Source organism: Streptomyces sp. NPDC002935, assembly GCF_040611295.1.
Taxonomy (GTDB): domain Bacteria; phylum Actinomycetota; class Actinomycetes; order Streptomycetales; family Streptomycetaceae; genus Streptomyces.
Window position 1 is genome coordinate 29869 of sequence record NZ_JBEXNW010000022.1, and the last position, 16720, is coordinate 46588.

Below are 16720 nucleotides of genomic sequence, written 5' to 3' on the forward strand. Positions count from 1 at the left end.
CGCCTCTCTCGCGCCTCTAGGAGTCTTCGCATGTCCCAGCGTTCCCTCAGGACCGCCATCACCCTCGTGACAGCCGCTGCCGCGTCGCTCGCCCTGGCCGCCGTTCCCGCCCCGGCCGCGGACGGCCCGGCCGATCCGAAGGCCATGCGGGATCTGGTCAAGGCCTTCGTGGCCAGCGTCAAGTACCTCGACGAGAAGACCGCCCTCGCCGACGGATACGTTCCCCATCAGTGCTCGGCGGACCCGGCCGGGCACGGCAGCATGGGCTACCACTACTTCAACGAGTCCCGCTACGGCTCGCTCGACCCGGCGAAGCCCGCGGCCCTGCTCTTCGAGGACGGAAAGAACGGAAAGCGCCGGCTCGCGGGGGTGGAGTGGATCGTGGTGGACGCCGACCAGAACCTGAAGACGAGCGGCGACCGGCCTTCGATGTTCGGCGGCCAGAAGTTCGAGGGTCCGATGCCGGGCCACTACCCCGGGATGCCGATCCACTACGACCTGCACGTCTGGCTCTGGAAGCACAACCCCAGCGGCCTGTTCAACCGGTGGAACCCCCGGGTGAAGTGCCCGGCGGGCTCGACCCATTCGAGCCCGCCGGGCAAGGCCCACTCCGCCCACTGAGACGGCTCGGGCCCCGCTCCCTCGGAGGGAGCGGGGCCCGAGCCGCGCGGGGCTTTGCTCAGCGCACGAAGACCCCGGCCTGGTTCGCCAGGTCCAGGAAGTACTGGGGCGCCACACCCAGCACCAGTGTGACCGCCACACCCACCGCGATGGCCGTCATGGTCAGCGGCGACGGCACGGCGACCGTCGGCCCCTCGGGCTTCGGCTCGCTGAAGAACATCAGCACGATCACGCGGATGTAGAAGAACGCCGCGATCGCCGACGAGATCACACCGACGACGACCAGCGCGCCCGCGCCGCCCTCGGCCGCCGCCTTGAACACGGCGAACTTTCCGGCGAAGCCCGAGGTCAGCGGGATACCCGCGAAGGCCAGCAGGAAGATCGCGAACACCGCTGCCACCAGCGGGGACCGGCGTCCGAGACCCGCCCACTTGGACAAGTGCGTGGCCTCGCCGCCCGCGTCCCGTACGAGCGTGACGACGGCGAAGGCACCGATCGTGACGAAGGAGTACGCGCCCAGGTAGAAGAGCACCGACGAGACGCCGTCCGGCGAGGCGGCGATGACACCCGCGAGGATGAATCCGGCGTGCGCGATCGACGAGTACGCCAGGAGCCGCTTGATGTCGGTCTGGGTGATCGCGACGATCGCACCGCCCAGCATGGTGACGACCGCCACGGCCCACATGACCGGCCGCCAGTCCCAGCGCAGGCCCGGCAGGACGACGTACAGCAGGCGCAGCAGCGCGCCGAAGGCGGCCACCTTCGTCGCCGCCGCCATGAAGCCGGTGACCGGGGTCGGCGCGCCCTGGTAGACGTCCGGTGTCCACATGTGGAAGGGCACCGCGCCGACCTTGAAGAGCAGGCCCATGACGACCAGGGCGGTGCCGATGAGCAGCAGGACGTCGTTGCCCATGGTGCCGGCGAGCGCCGGGTCGACGTTCGTGACCGTGCCGTCGACGACATGGGCGATCGTCGCGTACGACACCGAGCCCGCGTAGCCGTACAGCAGGGCGATACCGAAGAGCGTGAACGCGGAGGCGAAGGCACCGAGCAGGAAGTACTTGACCGCCGCCTCCTGCGACATGAGCCGCTTGCGGCGGGCCACGGCGCACAGGAGGTAGAGCGGGAGGGAGAAGACCTCCAGCGCGATGAACAGCGTCAGCAGGTCGTTCGCCGACGGGAAGACCAGCATGCCGCTGATCGCGAAGAGCAGCAGCGGGAACACCTCGGTGGTGGTGAACCCGGCCTTCACGGCGGCCTTCTCGCTGTCACTGCCGGGTACCGAGGCGGCCTGCGCGGCGAAGGAGTCGACCCGGTTTCCGTGTGCCTCCGGGTCGAGGCGTCGCTCGGCGAAGGTGAAGACGCCGAGGATGCCGGCCAGCAGGATCGTGCCCTGGAGGAACAGGGACGGTCCGTCGACCGCGATCGCGCCCATGGCCGCGATGTGCGCCTTCGTGGTGCCGTATCCGCCCGCCGCGAGCGCGACGACCGCGGCGAACGCCGCGGCCAGTGCGACGACGGCGAGGAACACCTGTGTGTAGTAACGCGACTTGCGCGGCACGAAGGCCTCGACCAGCACCCCGACGATCGCCGCACCGATAACGATCAAGGTGGGCGACAATTGCCCATATTCGATCTTCGGTGCGTCGATCTTGGAGATCGGCTCGGCGGCGGTCGCCGCCGTTGTCCACAGGCTGTGGACGGCTGATGCGCTCACTTGGCCGCCTCCACCTCGGGCTGGGGGTCCGTCTTGTGTACATCTGACATGGTCTGCTGTACCGCCGGGTTGACGATGTCGGTGAGCGGCTTCGGGTAGACACCCAGGAAGATCAGCAGAGCGATCAGCGGGGCGACCACCAGGAGCTCGCGCACCCTGAGGTCCGGCATCTCGGCCACCTCGGTCTTGACCGGGCCCGTCATCGTCCGCTGGTAGAGGACGAGGGTGTAGAGCGCGGCGAGGACGATGCCGAAGGTGGCGATGATGCCGACGGCCGGGTAGCGCGTGAACGTGCCCACCAGGACCAGGAATTCACTCACGAAGGGCGCGAGACCGGGGAGCGAGAGGGTCGCGAGGCCGCCGATCAGGAAGGTGCCCGCGAGCACCGGGGCGACTTTCTGCACCCCTCCGTAGTCGGCGATCAGACGCGAGCCGCGCCGCGAGATCAGGAAGCCGGCCACGAGCATCAGGGCGGCGGTCGAGATCCCGTGGTTGACCATGTAGAGCGTCGCGCCCGACTGGCCCTGACTGGTCATCGCGAAGATGCCCAGAATGATGAACCCGAAGTGCGAGATCGACGCGTAGGCGACCAGGCGCTTGATGTCCCGCTGTCCGACCGCGAGCAGCGCCCCGTAGATGATGCTGATCAGCGCCAGGACGAGGATCACGGGCGTCGCCCACTTGCTCGCCTCCGGGAAGAGCTGGAGGCAGAAGCGGAGCATCGCGAAGGTGCCGACCTTGTCGACGACCGCCGTGATCAGCACGGCGACCGGCGCGGTGGCCTCACCCATGGCGTTGGGCAGCCAGGTGTGCAGCGGCCACAGGGGCGCCTTCACCGCGAAGGCGAAGAAGAAGCCGAGGAAGAGCCACCGCTCGGTGCTGGTCGCCATGTGCAACGACCCGTTGGTCCGGGCCTGGACGATCTCCTGGAGCGAGAAGTTCCCGGCCACTACATAGAGGCCGATCACGGCGGCCAGCATGATGAGGCCGCCGACCAGGTTGTAGAGGAGGAACTTCACCGCGGCGTACGAGCGTTGCGTCGCCGCCACCTCGTCGCCGTGCTCGTGGGCCTTGTCCCCGAAGCCGCCGATGAGGAAGTACATCGGGATGAGCATGGCTTCGAAGAAGATGTAGAAGAGGAAGACGTCGGTGGCCTCGAAGGAGATGATCACCATCGCCTCGACGGCCAGGATCAGGGCGAAGAAGCCCTGTGTCGGCCGCCAGCGCTTGTTCCCGGTCTCCTGCGGGTCGGCGTCGTGCCAGCCCGCCAGGATCACGAAGGGCATCAGCAGCGCGGTGAGCGCGACGAGCGCCACCCCGATGCCGTCGACACCCAGCTCGTAGCGCACCCCGAAGTCCGCGATCCAGGCGTGGGACTCGGTGAGCTGGTAGCGGTCACCACCGGGGTCGAAACGCACCAGGGTGATCGCGGCGAACACCAGGGTGCCGAGGGAGACGAGCAGCGCCAGCCATTTGGCGGCGACGCGCTGCGCGGCCGGCACGGCGGCCGTGGCGATCGCCCCGAGGGCCGGGAGCGCCGCCGTCGCTGTCAGCAGAGGAAAGGACATCGGTATCAGACCGCCCTCATCAGCAGGGTCGCGGCGACGAGGATCGCCGCACCGCCGAACATCGAGACCGCGTAACTGCGCGCATAGCCGTTCTGCAGCTTGCGCAGCCGCCCGGAGAGGCCGCCGACCGAGGCCGCCGTCCCGTTGACGACTCCGTCGACCAGGGTGTGGTCGACGTACACCAGGGAGCGCGTGAGGTGCTCACCGCCGCGCACCAGGACGACATGGTTGAAGTCGTCCTGGTACAGGTCGCGTCGGGCCGCCCGGGCGAGCAGGGAACCGCGCGGGGCGACGACCGGGACGGAGCTGCGACCGTACTGGAGGTAGGCGATGCCGGCGCCGACGACGAGCAGCACCATGGTGGCCAGGGTGACCGTGAGGGCGCTGACGGGCGAGTCGCCCTCCGAGTGCCCGGTGACCGGCTCCAGCCAGTGAAGGAAGCGGTCGCCGATGCTGAAGTAGGCACCCGCGAACACCGACCCGAAGGCCAGCACGATCATCGGGATCGTCATGGACCTGGGCGACTCGTGCGGGTGCGGCTGGTGGCCGTCCGCGTCGGGCTGCCAGCGCTTCTCCCCGAAGAAGGTCATGATCATCACGCGCGTCATGTAGTACGCGGTGATCGCCGCGCCCAGCAGGGCCACGCCGCCGAGGATCCAGCCCTCGGTGCCGCCCTTGGCGAAGGCCGCCTCGATGATCTTGTCCTTGGAGAAGAAGCCGGACAGACCCGGGAAGCCGATGATCGCGAGATAGCCGAGGCCGAAGGTCACGAACGTGATCGGCATGTACTTCCTGAGGCCGCCGAACTTCCTCATGTCGACCTCGTCGTTCATGCCGTGCATGACCGAACCGGCGCCGAGGAAGAGCCCGGCCTTGAAGAAGCCGTGCGTCACCAGGTGCATGATCGCCCAGACGTAGCCGATGGGGCCGAGGCCCGCCGCCAGCACCATGTAGCCGATCTGCGACATGGTCGAGCCTGCCAGCGCCTTCTTGATGTCGTCCTTCGCGCAACCGACGATCGCACCGAACAGGAGCGTGACCCCGCCCACGACGGTGACGACGAGCTGCGCGTCGGGCGCCGCGTTGAAGACGGCGGCCGAGCGCACGATCAGGTACACACCCGCGGTCACCATGGTGGCGGCGTGGATGAGGGCCGAGACCGGGGTCGGGCCCTCCATCGCGTCCCCGAGCCAGGACTGCAGCGGCACCTGGGCGGACTTGCCGCAGGCGGCGAGCAGCAGCATGAGGGCGACGGCGGTGAGCTTGCCCTCGGTGGCGTCCCCGACCAGCCCCGGGTGCTCCTCGGTGCCGAGCAACGGCCCGAAGGCGAAGGTCCCGAAGGTCGTGAACATCAGCATGATGGCGATGGACAGGCCCATGTCGCCGACGCGGTTGACCAGGAAGGCCTTCTTGGCGGCGGTGGCGGCGCTGGGCTTGTGCTGCCAGAAACCGATCAGCAGGTACGAGGCGAGACCGACGCCCTCCCAGCCGACGTACAGCAGCAGGTAGTTGTCGGCGAGGACGAGCAGCAGCATCGCCGCGAGGAACAGGTTCAGATAGCCGAAGAAGCGGCGGCGGCGCTCGTCGTGCTCCATGTACCCGACCGAGTACAGGTGGATCAGCGAGCCGACGCCGGTGATCAGCAGGACGAACGTCATCGACAGCTGGTCGAGCTGGAAGCCGACGTCGGCCCGGAAGTCCCCGACAGCGATCCAGCTGTACAGATGCTGCGTGAGGGTCCGGTCCTCAGGACTCTTCCCCAGCATGTCGGCGAAAAGGACGACGGCGATCACGAAGGAGGCGGCCCCGAACGCGGTGCCGATCCACTGGCCGACGGCATCCAGCCGCCGTCCGCCGAGCAGCAGGACGACCGCTCCGAGCAGAGGCGCCGCTACCAGCAGCGCAATCAGGTTCTCAGTAGTCACGGTTCAGCGACCCCTCACAACTTCATCAGGCTGGCGTCGTCGACCGAGGCCGAGTGGCGGGAACGGAACAGCGACACGATGATCGCGAGCCCGACCACGACCTCCGCGGCGGCGACGACCATCGTGAAGAAGGCGATGATCTGGCCGTCGAGATTGCCGTGCAGACGGGAGAAGGTGACGAAGGCGAGGTTGCAGGCGTTGAGCATGAGCTCGATGCACATGAACACCACGATCGCGTTCCGCCTGATCAGCACACCGGTGGCGCCGATCGTGAACAACAGGGCGGCGAGATAGAGGTAGTTGACCGGGTTCACTTGGACGCCTCCTCCGTCTTCGTGCGCTCCAGGCGCTCCTCGGCACGCTGCTCCAGCGCCTTCAGGTCGTTCAGCGCGTCGGCCGACACGTCACGGATCTGCCCGCGGTCGCGCAGCGTCTTGCTGACGGTCAGCTCGGAGGGAGTGCCGTCGGGGAGCAGGCCCGCGACGTCCACCGCGTTGTGCCGGGCGTAGACGCCGGGTGCCGGCAGCGGCGGAAGGTGCTTGCCGTCGCGCACGCGCTGCTCGGACAGCTCGCGCTGGGTCTTGGGACGCTCGGTGCGCTCGCGGTGCGTCAGCACCATGGCGCCGACGGCGGCCGTGATGAGCAGGGCGCCGGTGATTTCGAAGGCGAACACGTACTTCGTGAAGATGAGGGCGGCGAGGCCCTCCACGTTGCCGTTCGCGTTCGCCTTCGCCAGACCGTTGAAGTCCTTGATGGAAGCGTTGCCGATACCGGCGAACAGCAGGACTCCGAAGCCGAGACCGCAGACCAGGGCCAGCCAGCGCTGCCCCTTGATGGTCTCCTTCAACGAGTCCGCCGCGGTGACACCGACGAGCATCACGACGAAGAGGAAGAGCATCATGATCGCGCCGGTGTAGACGACGATCTGGACGATGCCCAGGAAGTACGCGCCGTTGGCGAGGTAGAACACCGCCAGGACGATCATGGTCCCGGCGAGGCACAGCGCGCTGTGCACGGCCTTCCTCATGAAGACGGTGCAAAGGGCGCCGATCACCGCGACGGTACCGAGGACCCAGAACTGGAAGGCCTCTCCGGTGGAGGTCGAGTACGCGGCCAGGTCGGTCATGCCTCCGCCCCCTCTCCGGAAGCCGCGCCCGACGGGTGCGCCGACGGATGCGACTCGCCCTTGGAGACGGCCACCTGGCGCTCCGTGCCGGGCGCCGCCTCGGTCACCAGACCCCGGTAGTAGTCCTGCTCGTCCGTGCCGGGGAAGATCGAGTGCGGGGTTTCGACCATGCCCTCATCGAGGCCCGCGAGCAGCTGCTCCTTGGTGTAGATGAGGTTGGCGCGGCTGCTGTCGGCGAGCTCGAACTCGTTCGTCATCGTCAGCGCGCGCGTGGGGCACGCCTCGATGCACAGGCCGCACAGGATGCAGCGGGCGTAGTTGATCTGGTAGACGCGGCCGTAGCGCTCGCCCGGGGAGTAGCGCTCCTCCTCGGTGTTGTCCGCGCCCTCCACATAGATGGCGTCCGCGGGGCAGGCCCAGGCGCACAGCTCACAGCCGACGCACTTCTCCAGGCCGTCAGGGTGACGGTTGAGCTGGTGACGGCCGTGGAACCGTGGCGCGGTGACCTTCTGCTGCTCCGGGTACTGCTCGGTCAGCCGCTTCTTGAACATGGCCTTGAAGGTCACGCCGAAACCGGCGACGGGGTTCTGGAAACCCGGTTTGGTCTCCTTCGGCTCCTCAGCCATCGGACCCCTCCTTTCCGTCACGAGATCCGGTGATCGATCCATCACTCGCAGTATCGGACCCGCCACTGACAATCAACTCCCGCTCGCGGCGCGGGCGACGCCGCGGCACCGGCGGCAGCTCCTGTCCGGGCAGCGGGGGCACGGGGAATCCACCGGCCATCGGGTCGAAGGCGGCGGGCTCGGCCGGCGCCTCTTCCGGGGCTCCCGACTTGTCGCGGAAGATGTCCGCCGCGAACGACAGCAGCAACAGGACGAGGACGCCTCCGCCGACGTACAGGGCGATGTCCGCGAACTCGTAGTTCTCGTTCCGCAGCGTCCGTACTGTCGCGACGAGCATCAGCCAGACCACGGAGACCGGGATGAGGACCTTCCAGCCCAGTTTCATCAGCTGGTCGTAGCGGACGCGCGGCAGCGTGCCGCGCAGCCAGATGAAGAAGAACAGCAGCAGCTGCACCTTCACCACGAACCAGAGCATCGGCCACCAGCCGTGGTTGGCGCCCTCCCAGAAGCTGCTGATCGGCCACGGGGCCCGCCAGCCGCCCAGGAAGAGCGTCGTCGCCACGGCCGAGACCGTCACCATGTTCACGTACTCGGCGAGCATGAACAGCGCGAACTTGATCGACGAGTACTCGGTGTTGAAGCCGCCGACCAGGTCGCCCTCGGACTCCGGCATGTCGAACGGAGCGCGGTTGGTCTCGCCGATCATCGTCACGATGTAGATGAGGAACGAGACCGGCAGCAGGACGATGTACCAGCGGTCGTGCTGCTGCTCGACGATCGTCGAGGTCGACATCGACCCGGAGTAGAGGAACACCGAGGCGAACGCGGCACCCATGGCGATCTCGTACGAGATCATCTGCGCGCAGGACCGCAGCCCGCCCAGCAGCGGATAGGTGGATCCGGAACTCCAGCCGGCGAGCACGATCCCGTAGATGCCCACCGAGGCCACCGCGAGGACGTAGAGCATCGCGATCGGCAGGTCGGTGAGCTGCATCGAGGTGCGCTGGCCGAAGATCGAGATCTGGTCGTCGGCGGGCCCGAAGGGGATCACCGCGATCGCCATGAAGGCCGGGATGGCCGCGACGATCGGCGCGAGGACGTAGACCACCTTGTCCGCGCGCTTGACGATGAGGTCTTCCTTGAGCATCAGCTTGACGCCGTCGGCGAGCGACTGGAGCATCCCCCAGGGCCCGTGCCGGTTGGGACCGATGCGCAGCTGCATCCAGGCGACGACCTTGCGCTCCCACACGATGGAGAAGAGCACGGTCACCATCAGGAAGGCGAAGCAGAACACCGCCTTGACGACGACCAGCCACCAGGGGTCGTGGCCGAACATCGAGAGGTCTTCAGCGGCGAGGTACGGCGTCATGCCTCCACCTCCTTGGGGGCCTCGGCGGCGACGGTCGCCGGGCCGATACGGACGAGTGCGCCGGGCAGCGCCCCGGTGTCGGAGGCGATGCCCCCTCCGGTCGAGTTCAGCGGGAGCCAGACCACGCGGTCGGGCATCTCGGTGATCTGCAGCGGGAGTTCGGCCACTCCGGCCGGGCCCGTCACGGCGAGGACGTCGCCGTTCTTGACCCCGGACTCGGCGGCCGTGGCGGCCGACACGCGCGCGTGTGCGGCGTGCCGGGTCCCGGCGAGCGCGTCGTCGCCCTCCTGAAGCCGTCCCAGGTCGAGCAGCAGCCGGTGCCCGGCCAGTACGGCCTCGCCGGCGGCCGGACGCGGCAACTGAACGCCGGTCTCCAGGGGGTCGGTGGCGTGCGGCCCGTCCCAGGCGCCGAGCCGGTCGATCTCCCCGCGCGTGGTGCGCAGATCCGGCAGCCCCAGGTGTACGTCCATGGCGTCGGCCAGCATCTGCAGGACGCGCGCGTCGGTGGGCGCCAGACGCCGGGTCATCTGGTCGGGCTTGAGGGCCGCCTCGAAGGAGCGGACCCGGCCTTCCCAGTTGAGGAAGCTTCCGGCCTTCTCGGCGACCGCCGCGACCGGCAGGACAACGTCCGCGTGCTCGGTGACCTCGCTGGGCCGCAGTTCGAGCGACACCAGGAAGCTCACCTCGGACAGCGCCTCACGCGTGCGTGCCGGGTCGGGAAGGTCTGTGACCTCGACGCCCGCGACGACCAGGGCCCGCAGTTCGCCTCCGGCGGCCGCCTCCACGATCTGGCCGGTGTCGCGGCCGTAGCGGTGCGGGAGTTCGGAGACGCCCCAGGCGACCGCGACCTCGTCCCGCGCGCGCGGGTCGGTGGCCGGGCGTCCGCCCGGCAGCAGCGACGGAAGCGCGCCCGCCTCGATCGCGCCGCGTTCCCCGGCCCGGCGTGGAATCCACACCAGGTGGGCGCCGGTGGCGGAGGCGGCCCGTACGGCGGCGGTGAGCCCGCCCGCCACGGCGGCCAGCCGCTCACCGACGGCGATCACGGCGCCCTCGGCGCGCAGCGCCTCGGCGGCCTTGGCGCCGTCACCCTCGAGACAGACGCCGCTCGCGAGCGCGTCCAGCCACTCGGTCTCGGTGCCGGGCGCGGCCGGCAGCAGCGTGCCGCCCGCCTTCGTCAGACCGCGGGTGGCGTGTGTGGCGAGGGCGAAGGTCTTCTGCCCGTGCCCGCGCCATGCCTTGCGCAGCCGCAGGAAGACGCCGGGCGCCTCCTCCTCGGACTCGAAGCCCGCCAGCAGGACGGCGGGCGCCTTCTCCAGCGAGGTGTACGTGACGCCTGTGCTTCCCCCAGACTCCGTCCGGGGGGACCCCCAGAGATCCCGTCCGCGTCCGGCGACCCGGGCGGCCAGGAAGTCGGCCTCCTCGGAGCTGTGCACGCGCGCGCGGAAGTCGATGTCGTTCGTGTCGAGGGCCACGCGCGCGAACTTGCTGTACGCGTAGGCGTCCTCGACGGTGAGCCGGCCGCCGGTGAGGACACCGGCCCGGCCGCGGGCCGCCGTCAGCCCCTGTGCCGCGGCCTCCAGCGCCTCGGGCCAGGAAGCGGGCTCCAGGACACCCTCGGCGTTGCGCACCAGGGGCGTGTCGAGGCGGTCGCGCTGTTGCGCGTACCGGAACCCGAACCGCCCCTTGTCGCAGAGCCATTCCTCGTTGACCTCGGGGTCCGGGGCCGCGAGGCGCCGCATCACTTTGCCGCGCCGGTGGTCGGTGCGCGTCGCGCAGCCGCCGGAGCAGTGCTCGCACACGGAGTGCGAGGAGATGAGGTCGAAGGGGCGCGAGCGGAAGCGATACGCCGCCGACGTGAGCGCGCCCACCGGGCAGATCTGGATGGTGTTCCCGGAGAAGTACGACTCGAACGGGTCGCCCTCACCGGTGCCGACCTGCTGGAGCGCGCCCCGCTCGACCAGCTCGATCATGGGGTCGCCCGCGATCTGGTTGGAGAAGCGGGTGCAGCGGGCGCACAGCACGCACCGCTCGCGGTCGAGCAGCACCTGTGTGGAGATCGGGACCGGCTTCTCGTACGTCCGCTTCCTGCCCTCGAAGCGGGACTCGGAGTTTCCGTGCGACATCGCCTGGTTCTGCAGGGGGCACTCGCCGCCCTTGTCGCAGACCGGGCAGTCCAGCGGGTGGTTGATGAGCAGCAGCTCCATCACACCGTGCTGCGCCTTCTCGGCCACCGGCGAGGTGAGATGAGTCTTGACGACCATCCCGTCCGTACAGGTGATCGTGCAGGACGCCATGGGCTTGCGCTGGCCCTCGACCTCGACGATGCACTGGCGGCAGGCGCCGACCGGGTCGAGGAGCGGGTGGTCGCAGAACCGGGGGATCTCGATGCCGAGTTGTTCGGCGGCCCGGATGACCAGGGTGCCCTTGGGCACGCTGATCTCGACGCCGTCGATCGTCAGCGCGACGAGGTCCTCCGGCGGGACCGCCGCTTCCCCGCCTCCGGAGGGAGCGCTGGTGGTCACTGTCATGCGTTCACCTCCGTGTGCTTGTCCGCCCAGGCCGTCGACCTGGCCGGGTCGAAGGGGCAGCCTCGGCCCGTGATGTGCTGCTCGTACTCCTCGCGGAAGTACTTGAGCGAGGAGAAGATCGGCGAGGCGGCACCGTCGCCGAGAGCGCAGAAGGACTTGCCGTTGATGTTGTCGGCGATGTCGTTGAGCTTGTCGAGGTCGGACATCACGCCCTTGCCGGCCTCGATGTCGCGCAGCAACTGCACGAGCCAGTAGGTCCCTTCGCGGCAGGGCGTGCACTTGCCGCAGGACTCGTGGGCGTAGAACTCGGTCCAACGGGTGACGGCGCGTACGACACAGGTCGTCTCGTCGAAGCACTGGAGTGCTTTCGTGCCGAGCATGGAACCCGCGGCGCCCACTCCTTCGTAATCAAGAGGGACGTCGAGGTGCTCGTCGGTGAACATCGGGGTCGAGGAGCCGCCCGGCGTCCAGAACTTCAGCCGGTGACCGGGGCGCATCCCGCCGCTCATGTCGAGGAGTTGGCGCAGCGTGATGCCGAGCGGGGCCTCGTACTGGCCGGGACTGGTGACGTGGCCGCTGAGCGAGTAGAGCGTGAAGCCCGGAGACTTCTCGCTGCCCATCGACCTGAACCATTCCTTGCCTTTTTGGAGAATTGCGGGAACTGACGCGATCGATTCGACGTTATTTACAACAGTTGGGCACGCATAGAGGCCCGCGACAGCAGGGAAAGGGGGGCGGAGCCGCGGTTGTCCACGGCGGCCTTCGAGCGAGTCGAGCAGCGCGGTCTCCTCACCGCAGATGTACGCGCCCGCGCCCGCGTGCACGGTGAGCTGGAGGTCGAGGCCGCTGCCCAGGATGTTCTCGCCGAGATAGCCCGCCGCGTAGGCCTCACGTACGGCCTCGTGCAACCGCCGCAATACGGGGACCACTTCACCGCGAAGATAGATGAAGGCATGCGAAGACCGGATGGCATAACACGCGATCACAATGCCCTCGATGAGGCTGTGCGGGTTCGCGAAGAGGAGCGGGATGTCCTTACAGGTCCCCGGCTCCGATTCGTCGGCGTTGACAACTAGATAGTGTGGTTTGCCATCGCCCTGAGGAATGAACTGCCATTTCATTCCGGTCGGGAATCCCGCCCCGCCGCGGCCACGCAGTCCGGAGTCCTTGACGTACGCGATCAGGTCGTCCGGTGACATCGCGAGCGCCTTGCGCAGGCCCTCGTACCCCTCGTGCCTTCGGTAGACGTCCAGCGTCCAGGACCTGTCCTCGTCCCAGAAGGCCGACAGCACGGGTGCGAGCAGCTTCTCGGGACTCGTTTCGTTGATCTCGGCTGCCAACGTCATCACTCCCCCTCCTCTGCGACAGGACCCGCCGGGTGGGACGGGTCGGAGGCCGACGTGTCCTGCGGCGCGTCGTGCGAGCTCGGGTGCTCGGCGGGCCGCTGGCTCTGAGGTGCCCCTCCGCCCCGCGGATGCACCACGCGCGCGGGGCCGCTCTCCCCCTTGGCCAGGCGAAGCCCCACCAGTGACGCGTGGCCCGCGCTGCCGCCGGCCTCCACCGCGCCCTCGCGCTCGTCGGGGAAGCCCGCCAGGATCCGGGCGGTGTCCTTGAAGGTGCACAGACGGGCGCCGCGGGTCGGCTCGACGTCCGCTCCCGCGCGCAGGTCGTCGACGAGGCGCTTGGCCGAGTCCACGGTCTGGTTGTCGAAGAACTCCCAGTTGACCATCACGACCGGCGCGAAGTCGCAGGCCGCGTTGCACTCGATGTGCTCCAGAGTGACCAGTCCGTCGCCGGTGGTCTCTCCGTTGCCGACACCCAGGTGGTCCTGGAGGGCCTCGAAGATGGCGTCACCGCCCATGACGGCGCACAGGGTGTTGGTGCAGACACCCACCTGGTAGTCACCGCTCGGCTTGCGCCGGTACATCGAGTAGAAGGTCGCGACCGCGGCGACCTCGGCCGTCGTCAGACCCAGGACCTCCGCGCAGAACCGCTGTCCTGTGCGGGTGACATGGCCCTCCTGCGACTGCACGAGATGCAGCAACGGAAGGAGCGCCGAGCGGGAGTCGGGGTAGCGGGCGATGATCTCGCGCGCGTCCTCCTCCAGCCGGGCCCGGACATCGGCCGGGTAGTCGGGCGCGGGCAGTTGGGGCATGCCCAGGCTGACGCCCTCGGGGGTGGTGGTCACCGGTCGACGCCTCCCATCACGGGGTCGATGGACGCGACGGCGACGATGACGTCGGCGACCTGGCCGCCTTCACACATCGCCGCCATGGCCTGCAGGTTGGTGAAGGACGGGTCACGGAAGTGGACCCGGTAGGGGCGGGTGCCTCCGTCGGAGACGACGTGCACCCCGAGTTCGCCCTTGGGCGACTCGACCGCCGCGTACGCCTGTCCCGGCGGTACGCGGAAGCCCTCGGTCACCAGCTTGAAGTGGTGGATCAGGGCCTCCATGGAGGTGCCCATGATCTTCTTGATGTGGTCGAGCGAGTTGCCGAGACCGTCGGGGCCGAGCGCGAGCTGGGCGGGCCAGGCGATCTTCTTGTCGGCGACCATGACCGGGCCGGGCTGCAGCCGGTCCAGGCACTGCTCGACGATCCGCAGCGACTGGCGCATCTCCTCCAGGCGGATCAGGAAGCGCCCGTAGGAGTCACAGGTGTCGGCGGTGGGGACCTCGAAGTCGTAGGTCTCGTAGCCGCAGTACGGCTGGGACTTGCGCAGGTCGTGCGGGAGGCCGGCCGAGCGCAGGATCGGGCCGGTGGCACCGAGGGCCATGCAGCCGGTCAGGTCGAGATAGCCGACGTCCTGCATGCGGGCCTTGAAGATGGGGTTCCCGGTGGCGAGCTTGTCGTACTCGGGAAGGTTCTTCGTCATCTTCTTCACGAACTCGCGGATCTGGTCCACCGCACCCGGGGGCAGGTCCTGGGCGAGTCCGCCGGGGCGGATGTACGCGTGGTTCATCCGCAGGCCGGTGATCAGCTCGTAGATGTCGAGAATGAGCTCACGGTCACGGAAGCCGTAGATCATGATCGTGGTGGCGCCCAGCTCCATGCCTCCGGTGGCGATGCACACCAAATGGGAGGAGAGTCGGTTCAGCTCCATGAGGAGCACGCGGATGATCGAGGCGCGGTCGGGGATCTGGGCCGTGATGCCGAGGAGCTTCTCGACGGCGAGACAGTAGGCCGTCTCGTTGAAGAACGGCGTCAGGTAGTCCATGCGCGTCACGAAGGTGGTGCCCTGGGTCCACGTACGGAATTCGAGGTTCTTCTCGATGCCGGTGTGGAGGTAGCCGATGCCGCAGCGGGCCTCGGTGACCGTCTCGCCGTCGATCTCCAGGATGAGCCGGAGCACGCCGTGGGTGGACGGGTGCTGCGGGCCCATGTTGACGATGATGCGCTCGTCGTCGGACTTGACCGCCGACTGGGCGACCTCGTCCCAGTCGCCGCCGGTGACCGTATATACGGTGCCCTCGGTCGTCTCGCGGGCCGAAGCGGCTGATGCCCCGGAAGGGGTCTGCGTGCTCATGAGTACGACCTCCGCTGGTCCGGAGCCGGGATCTGGGCGCCCTTGTACTCGACGGGGATGCCGCCGAGGGGGTAGTCCTTGCGCTGCGGGAAGCCTTGCCAGTCGTCCGGCATCATGATCCGCGTCAGCGCCGGGTGACCGTCGAAGATCAGCCCGAAGAAGTCGTACGTCTCGCGCTCGTGCCAGTCGTTCGTCGGATAGACGGAGACGAGCGAGGGGACGTGCGGGTCCGCGTCGGGGGCGCTGACCTCCAGGCGGATCAACCGGTTGTGGGTGATCGAGCGCAGGTGGTAGACGGCGTGCAGCTCACGGCCCTTGTCGTGCAGGTAGTGGACGCCGGAGACGCCGGTGCACAGTTCGAACCGGAGGGCCGGGTCGTCGCGCAGCGTCTGGGCGACGCGGAGCAGGTACTCGCGTTCGACGTGGAAGGTGATCTCGTCGCGGTCGACGATCGTCTTCTCGATGACGTTCTCGGGGACGAGGCCCTGTTCCTCCAGGGCGCCCTCCAGCTCGTCGGCCACCTCGTCGAACCAGCCGCCGTAGGGGCGGGTGGCCGCGCCGGGGAGCCGGATCGAGCGGACCAGGCCGCCGTAGCCGGAGGTGTCGCCGCCGTTGCTGGCGCCGAACATGCCGCGCTGGACGCGGATCTCCTCGCCCTTGTCGCCTCGCTGGCCCGGGAGGTTGGAGGCGCCGAGGTCCTTTTCGGGGTTGACCCCGTTGCCGTTCGCGTCGCTCACCGCAGCAGGCCCTTCATCTCGATGGTGGGGAGCGCCTTGAGCGCCGCTTCCTCCGCCTCGCGGGCCGCCTCCTCGGCGTTCACGCCGAGCTTGGAGGTCTGGATCTTCTGGTGGAGCTTGAGAATCGCGTCCATCAGCATCTCGGGCCGCGGCGGACATCCGGGCAAATAGATGTCGACCGGGACGATGTGGTCGACTCCCTGCACAATGGCGTAGTTATTGAACATTCCGCCCGATGACGCACAAACCCCCATGGAGATAACCCACTTGGGGTTGGGCATCTGGTCGTAGACCTGTCGCAGCACCGGCGCCATCTTCTGGCTCACCCGGCCGGCCACGATCATCAGGTCGGCCTGGCGGGGCGACCCGCGGAAGACCTCCATGCCGAAGCGCGCCAGGTCGTAGCGCCCGGCGCCGGTCGTCATCATCTCGATGGCGCAGCAGGCGAGTCCGAATGTCGCGGGGAAGACGGACGCCTTGCGCACCCAGCCCGCGGCCTGCTCGACGGTGGTCAGCAGGAATCCGCTCGGCAGCTTTTCTTCGAGTCCCATGTCTTAAAGGCCCCTCAGTCCCATTCCAGGCCGCCGCGCCGCCATACGTATGCGTACGCCACGAAGACGGTGAGCACGAAGAGCAACATCTCCACGAGCCCGAAAACACCCAGGGCGTCGAAGGTGACGGCCCAGGGGTAGAGGAAGACGATCTCGATGTCGAAGACGATGAAGAGCATCGCCGTCAGGTAGTACTTGATGGGAAACCGCCCGCCGCCGGCCGGCGTGGGGGTCGGCTCGATGCCGCACTCGTACGCTTCGAGCTTGGCGCGGTTGTACCGCTTCGGACCGATCAGCGTGGCCATGACCACGGAGAAGATCGCAAAGCCTGCCCCGAGGGCTCCCAGTACGAGGATCGGCGCATACGCGTTCACGCTCCTCGCTCCTCTCAGTCGGCACTGACTGGTGGCGGTTCGACGAGCCTGCG

At 68.4% G+C, this 16720-nt stretch carries 15 protein-coding genes; 1 reads left to right on the forward strand and 14 read right to left on the reverse strand.

Annotated elements, in window-relative coordinates:
- Nucleotides 1–30 precede the first annotated feature (30 nt).
- Nucleotides 31–621, forward strand: coding sequence for a hypothetical protein (locus tag ABZX90_RS27160; protein WP_355208934.1), 591 nt, complete (start codon nt 31–33; stop codon nt 619–621).
- A 58-nt stretch (nt 622–679) separates the two neighbouring features.
- Here the strand turns inward: ABZX90_RS27160 and nuoN are convergent, their stop codons facing one another.
- Genes nuoN through ABZX90_RS27230 form a run of 14 tightly spaced genes read right to left on the reverse strand, consistent with a single transcriptional unit; the run spans nt 680 to nt 16667 of the window.
- Nucleotides 680–2338 carry an NADH-quinone oxidoreductase subunit NuoN gene (gene nuoN / locus ABZX90_RS27165; protein WP_351124577.1) on the reverse strand — a complete coding sequence of 553 codons (1659 nt, stop codon included), beginning with the start codon at nt 2336–2338 and terminating at the stop codon, nt 680–682.
- Nucleotides 2335–3906 (reverse strand): NADH-quinone oxidoreductase subunit M, encoded by a 1572-nt coding sequence (locus ABZX90_RS27170; RefSeq protein WP_355208937.1) that lies wholly within the window; start codon nt 3904–3906, stop codon nt 2335–2337. Before ABZX90_RS27170 ends, nuoN begins: the two co-directional genes overlap by 4 nt.
- 5 nt (nt 3907–3911) lie before the next feature.
- A complete protein-coding gene (gene nuoL, locus ABZX90_RS27175; RefSeq protein ID WP_355208940.1) occupies nt 3912–5831 on the reverse strand; it encodes an NADH-quinone oxidoreductase subunit L in 1920 nt (639 codons plus the stop codon).
- A 14-nt stretch (nt 5832–5845) separates the two neighbouring features.
- A complete protein-coding gene (gene nuoK / locus ABZX90_RS27180; RefSeq protein ID WP_313742718.1) occupies nt 5846–6145 on the reverse strand; it encodes an NADH-quinone oxidoreductase subunit NuoK in 300 nt (99 codons plus the stop codon).
- The gene (locus tag ABZX90_RS27185) at nt 6142–6957 is read right to left on the reverse strand and encodes an NADH-quinone oxidoreductase subunit J (RefSeq protein WP_351124569.1); all 816 of its coding nucleotides are present in this window, start codon (nt 6955–6957) and stop codon (nt 6142–6144) included. The genes nuoK and ABZX90_RS27185 overlap by 4 nt, the downstream gene beginning before the upstream one ends.
- Nucleotides 6954–7583 (reverse strand): NADH-quinone oxidoreductase subunit NuoI, encoded by a 630-nt coding sequence (gene nuoI / locus ABZX90_RS27190; RefSeq protein WP_351124567.1) that lies wholly within the window; start codon nt 7581–7583, stop codon nt 6954–6956. The genes ABZX90_RS27185 and nuoI overlap by 4 nt, the downstream gene beginning before the upstream one ends.
- Nucleotides 7576–8952 (reverse strand): NADH-quinone oxidoreductase subunit NuoH, encoded by a 1377-nt coding sequence (gene nuoH, locus ABZX90_RS27195; protein WP_351124564.1) that lies wholly within the window; start codon nt 8950–8952, stop codon nt 7576–7578. The genes nuoI and nuoH overlap by 8 nt, the downstream gene beginning before the upstream one ends.
- On the reverse strand, nt 8949–11480 hold the full coding sequence (locus ABZX90_RS27200) for an NADH-quinone oxidoreductase subunit G (RefSeq protein WP_355208945.1): 2532 nt from the start codon (nt 11478–11480) through the stop codon (nt 8949–8951). The genes nuoH and ABZX90_RS27200 overlap by 4 nt, the downstream gene beginning before the upstream one ends.
- Nucleotides 11477–12829, reverse strand: a complete 1353-nt coding sequence (nuoF, locus tag ABZX90_RS27205; protein ID WP_351124558.1) for an NADH-quinone oxidoreductase subunit NuoF — start codon at nt 12827–12829, stop codon at nt 11477–11479. The genes ABZX90_RS27200 and nuoF overlap by 4 nt, the downstream gene beginning before the upstream one ends.
- The gene (gene nuoE / locus ABZX90_RS27210; protein WP_355208949.1) at nt 12826–13668 is read right to left on the reverse strand and encodes an NADH-quinone oxidoreductase subunit NuoE; all 843 of its coding nucleotides are present in this window, start codon (nt 13666–13668) and stop codon (nt 12826–12828) included. Before nuoE ends, nuoF begins: the two co-directional genes overlap by 4 nt.
- Nucleotides 13665–15005, reverse strand: a complete 1341-nt coding sequence (locus ABZX90_RS27215; RefSeq protein ID WP_355208952.1) for an NADH-quinone oxidoreductase subunit D — start codon at nt 15003–15005, stop codon at nt 13665–13667. Before ABZX90_RS27215 ends, nuoE begins: the two co-directional genes overlap by 4 nt.
- Entirely contained in the window at nt 15002–15742 is a 741-nt protein-coding gene (locus ABZX90_RS27220) for an NADH-quinone oxidoreductase subunit C (protein ID WP_351124550.1), read from the reverse strand. Before ABZX90_RS27220 ends, ABZX90_RS27215 begins: the two co-directional genes overlap by 4 nt.
- Nucleotides 15739–16293: an NADH-quinone oxidoreductase subunit B gene (locus tag ABZX90_RS27225; protein WP_003998928.1), complete on the reverse strand. Its 555-nt coding sequence runs from the start codon at nt 16291–16293 to the stop codon at nt 15739–15741. The genes ABZX90_RS27220 and ABZX90_RS27225 overlap by 4 nt, the downstream gene beginning before the upstream one ends.
- Before the next feature lie 14 nt (nt 16294–16307).
- Nucleotides 16308–16667 carry an NADH-quinone oxidoreductase subunit A gene (locus ABZX90_RS27230; RefSeq protein WP_007383963.1) on the reverse strand — a complete coding sequence of 120 codons (360 nt, stop codon included), beginning with the start codon at nt 16665–16667 and terminating at the stop codon, nt 16308–16310.
- Between the last annotated feature and the right edge of the window lie 53 nt (nt 16668–16720).

Bases quoted from the DNA above. Each gene is read 5' to 3' on its own strand.
- ABZX90_RS27160 (WP_355208934.1), top strand. From the start codon at position 31: ATGTCCCAGCGTTCCCTCAGGACCGCCATCACCCTCGTGACAGCCGCT.
- ABZX90_RS27170 (WP_355208937.1), bottom strand. From the start codon at position 3,906: ATGTCCTTTCCTCTGCTGACAGCGACGGCGGCGCTCCCGGCCCTCGGG.
- ABZX90_RS27185 (WP_351124569.1), bottom strand. From the start codon at position 6,957: ATGACCGACCTGGCCGCGTACTCGACCTCCACCGGAGAGGCCTTCCAG.
- nuoI (WP_351124567.1), bottom strand. From the start codon at position 7,583: ATGGCTGAGGAGCCGAAGGAGACCAAACCGGGTTTCCAGAACCCCGTC.
- nuoH (WP_351124564.1), bottom strand. From the start codon at position 8,952: ATGACGCCGTACCTCGCCGCTGAAGACCTCTCGATGTTCGGCCACGAC.
- ABZX90_RS27200 (WP_355208945.1), bottom strand. From the start codon at position 11,480: ATGACAGTGACCACCAGCGCTCCCTCCGGAGGCGGGGAAGCGGCGGTC.
- ABZX90_RS27215 (WP_355208952.1), bottom strand. From the start codon at position 15,005: ATGAGCACGCAGACCCCTTCCGGGGCATCAGCCGCTTCGGCCCGCGAG.
- ABZX90_RS27225 (WP_003998928.1), bottom strand. From the start codon at position 16,293: ATGGGACTCGAAGAAAAGCTGCCGAGCGGATTCCTGCTGACCACCGTC.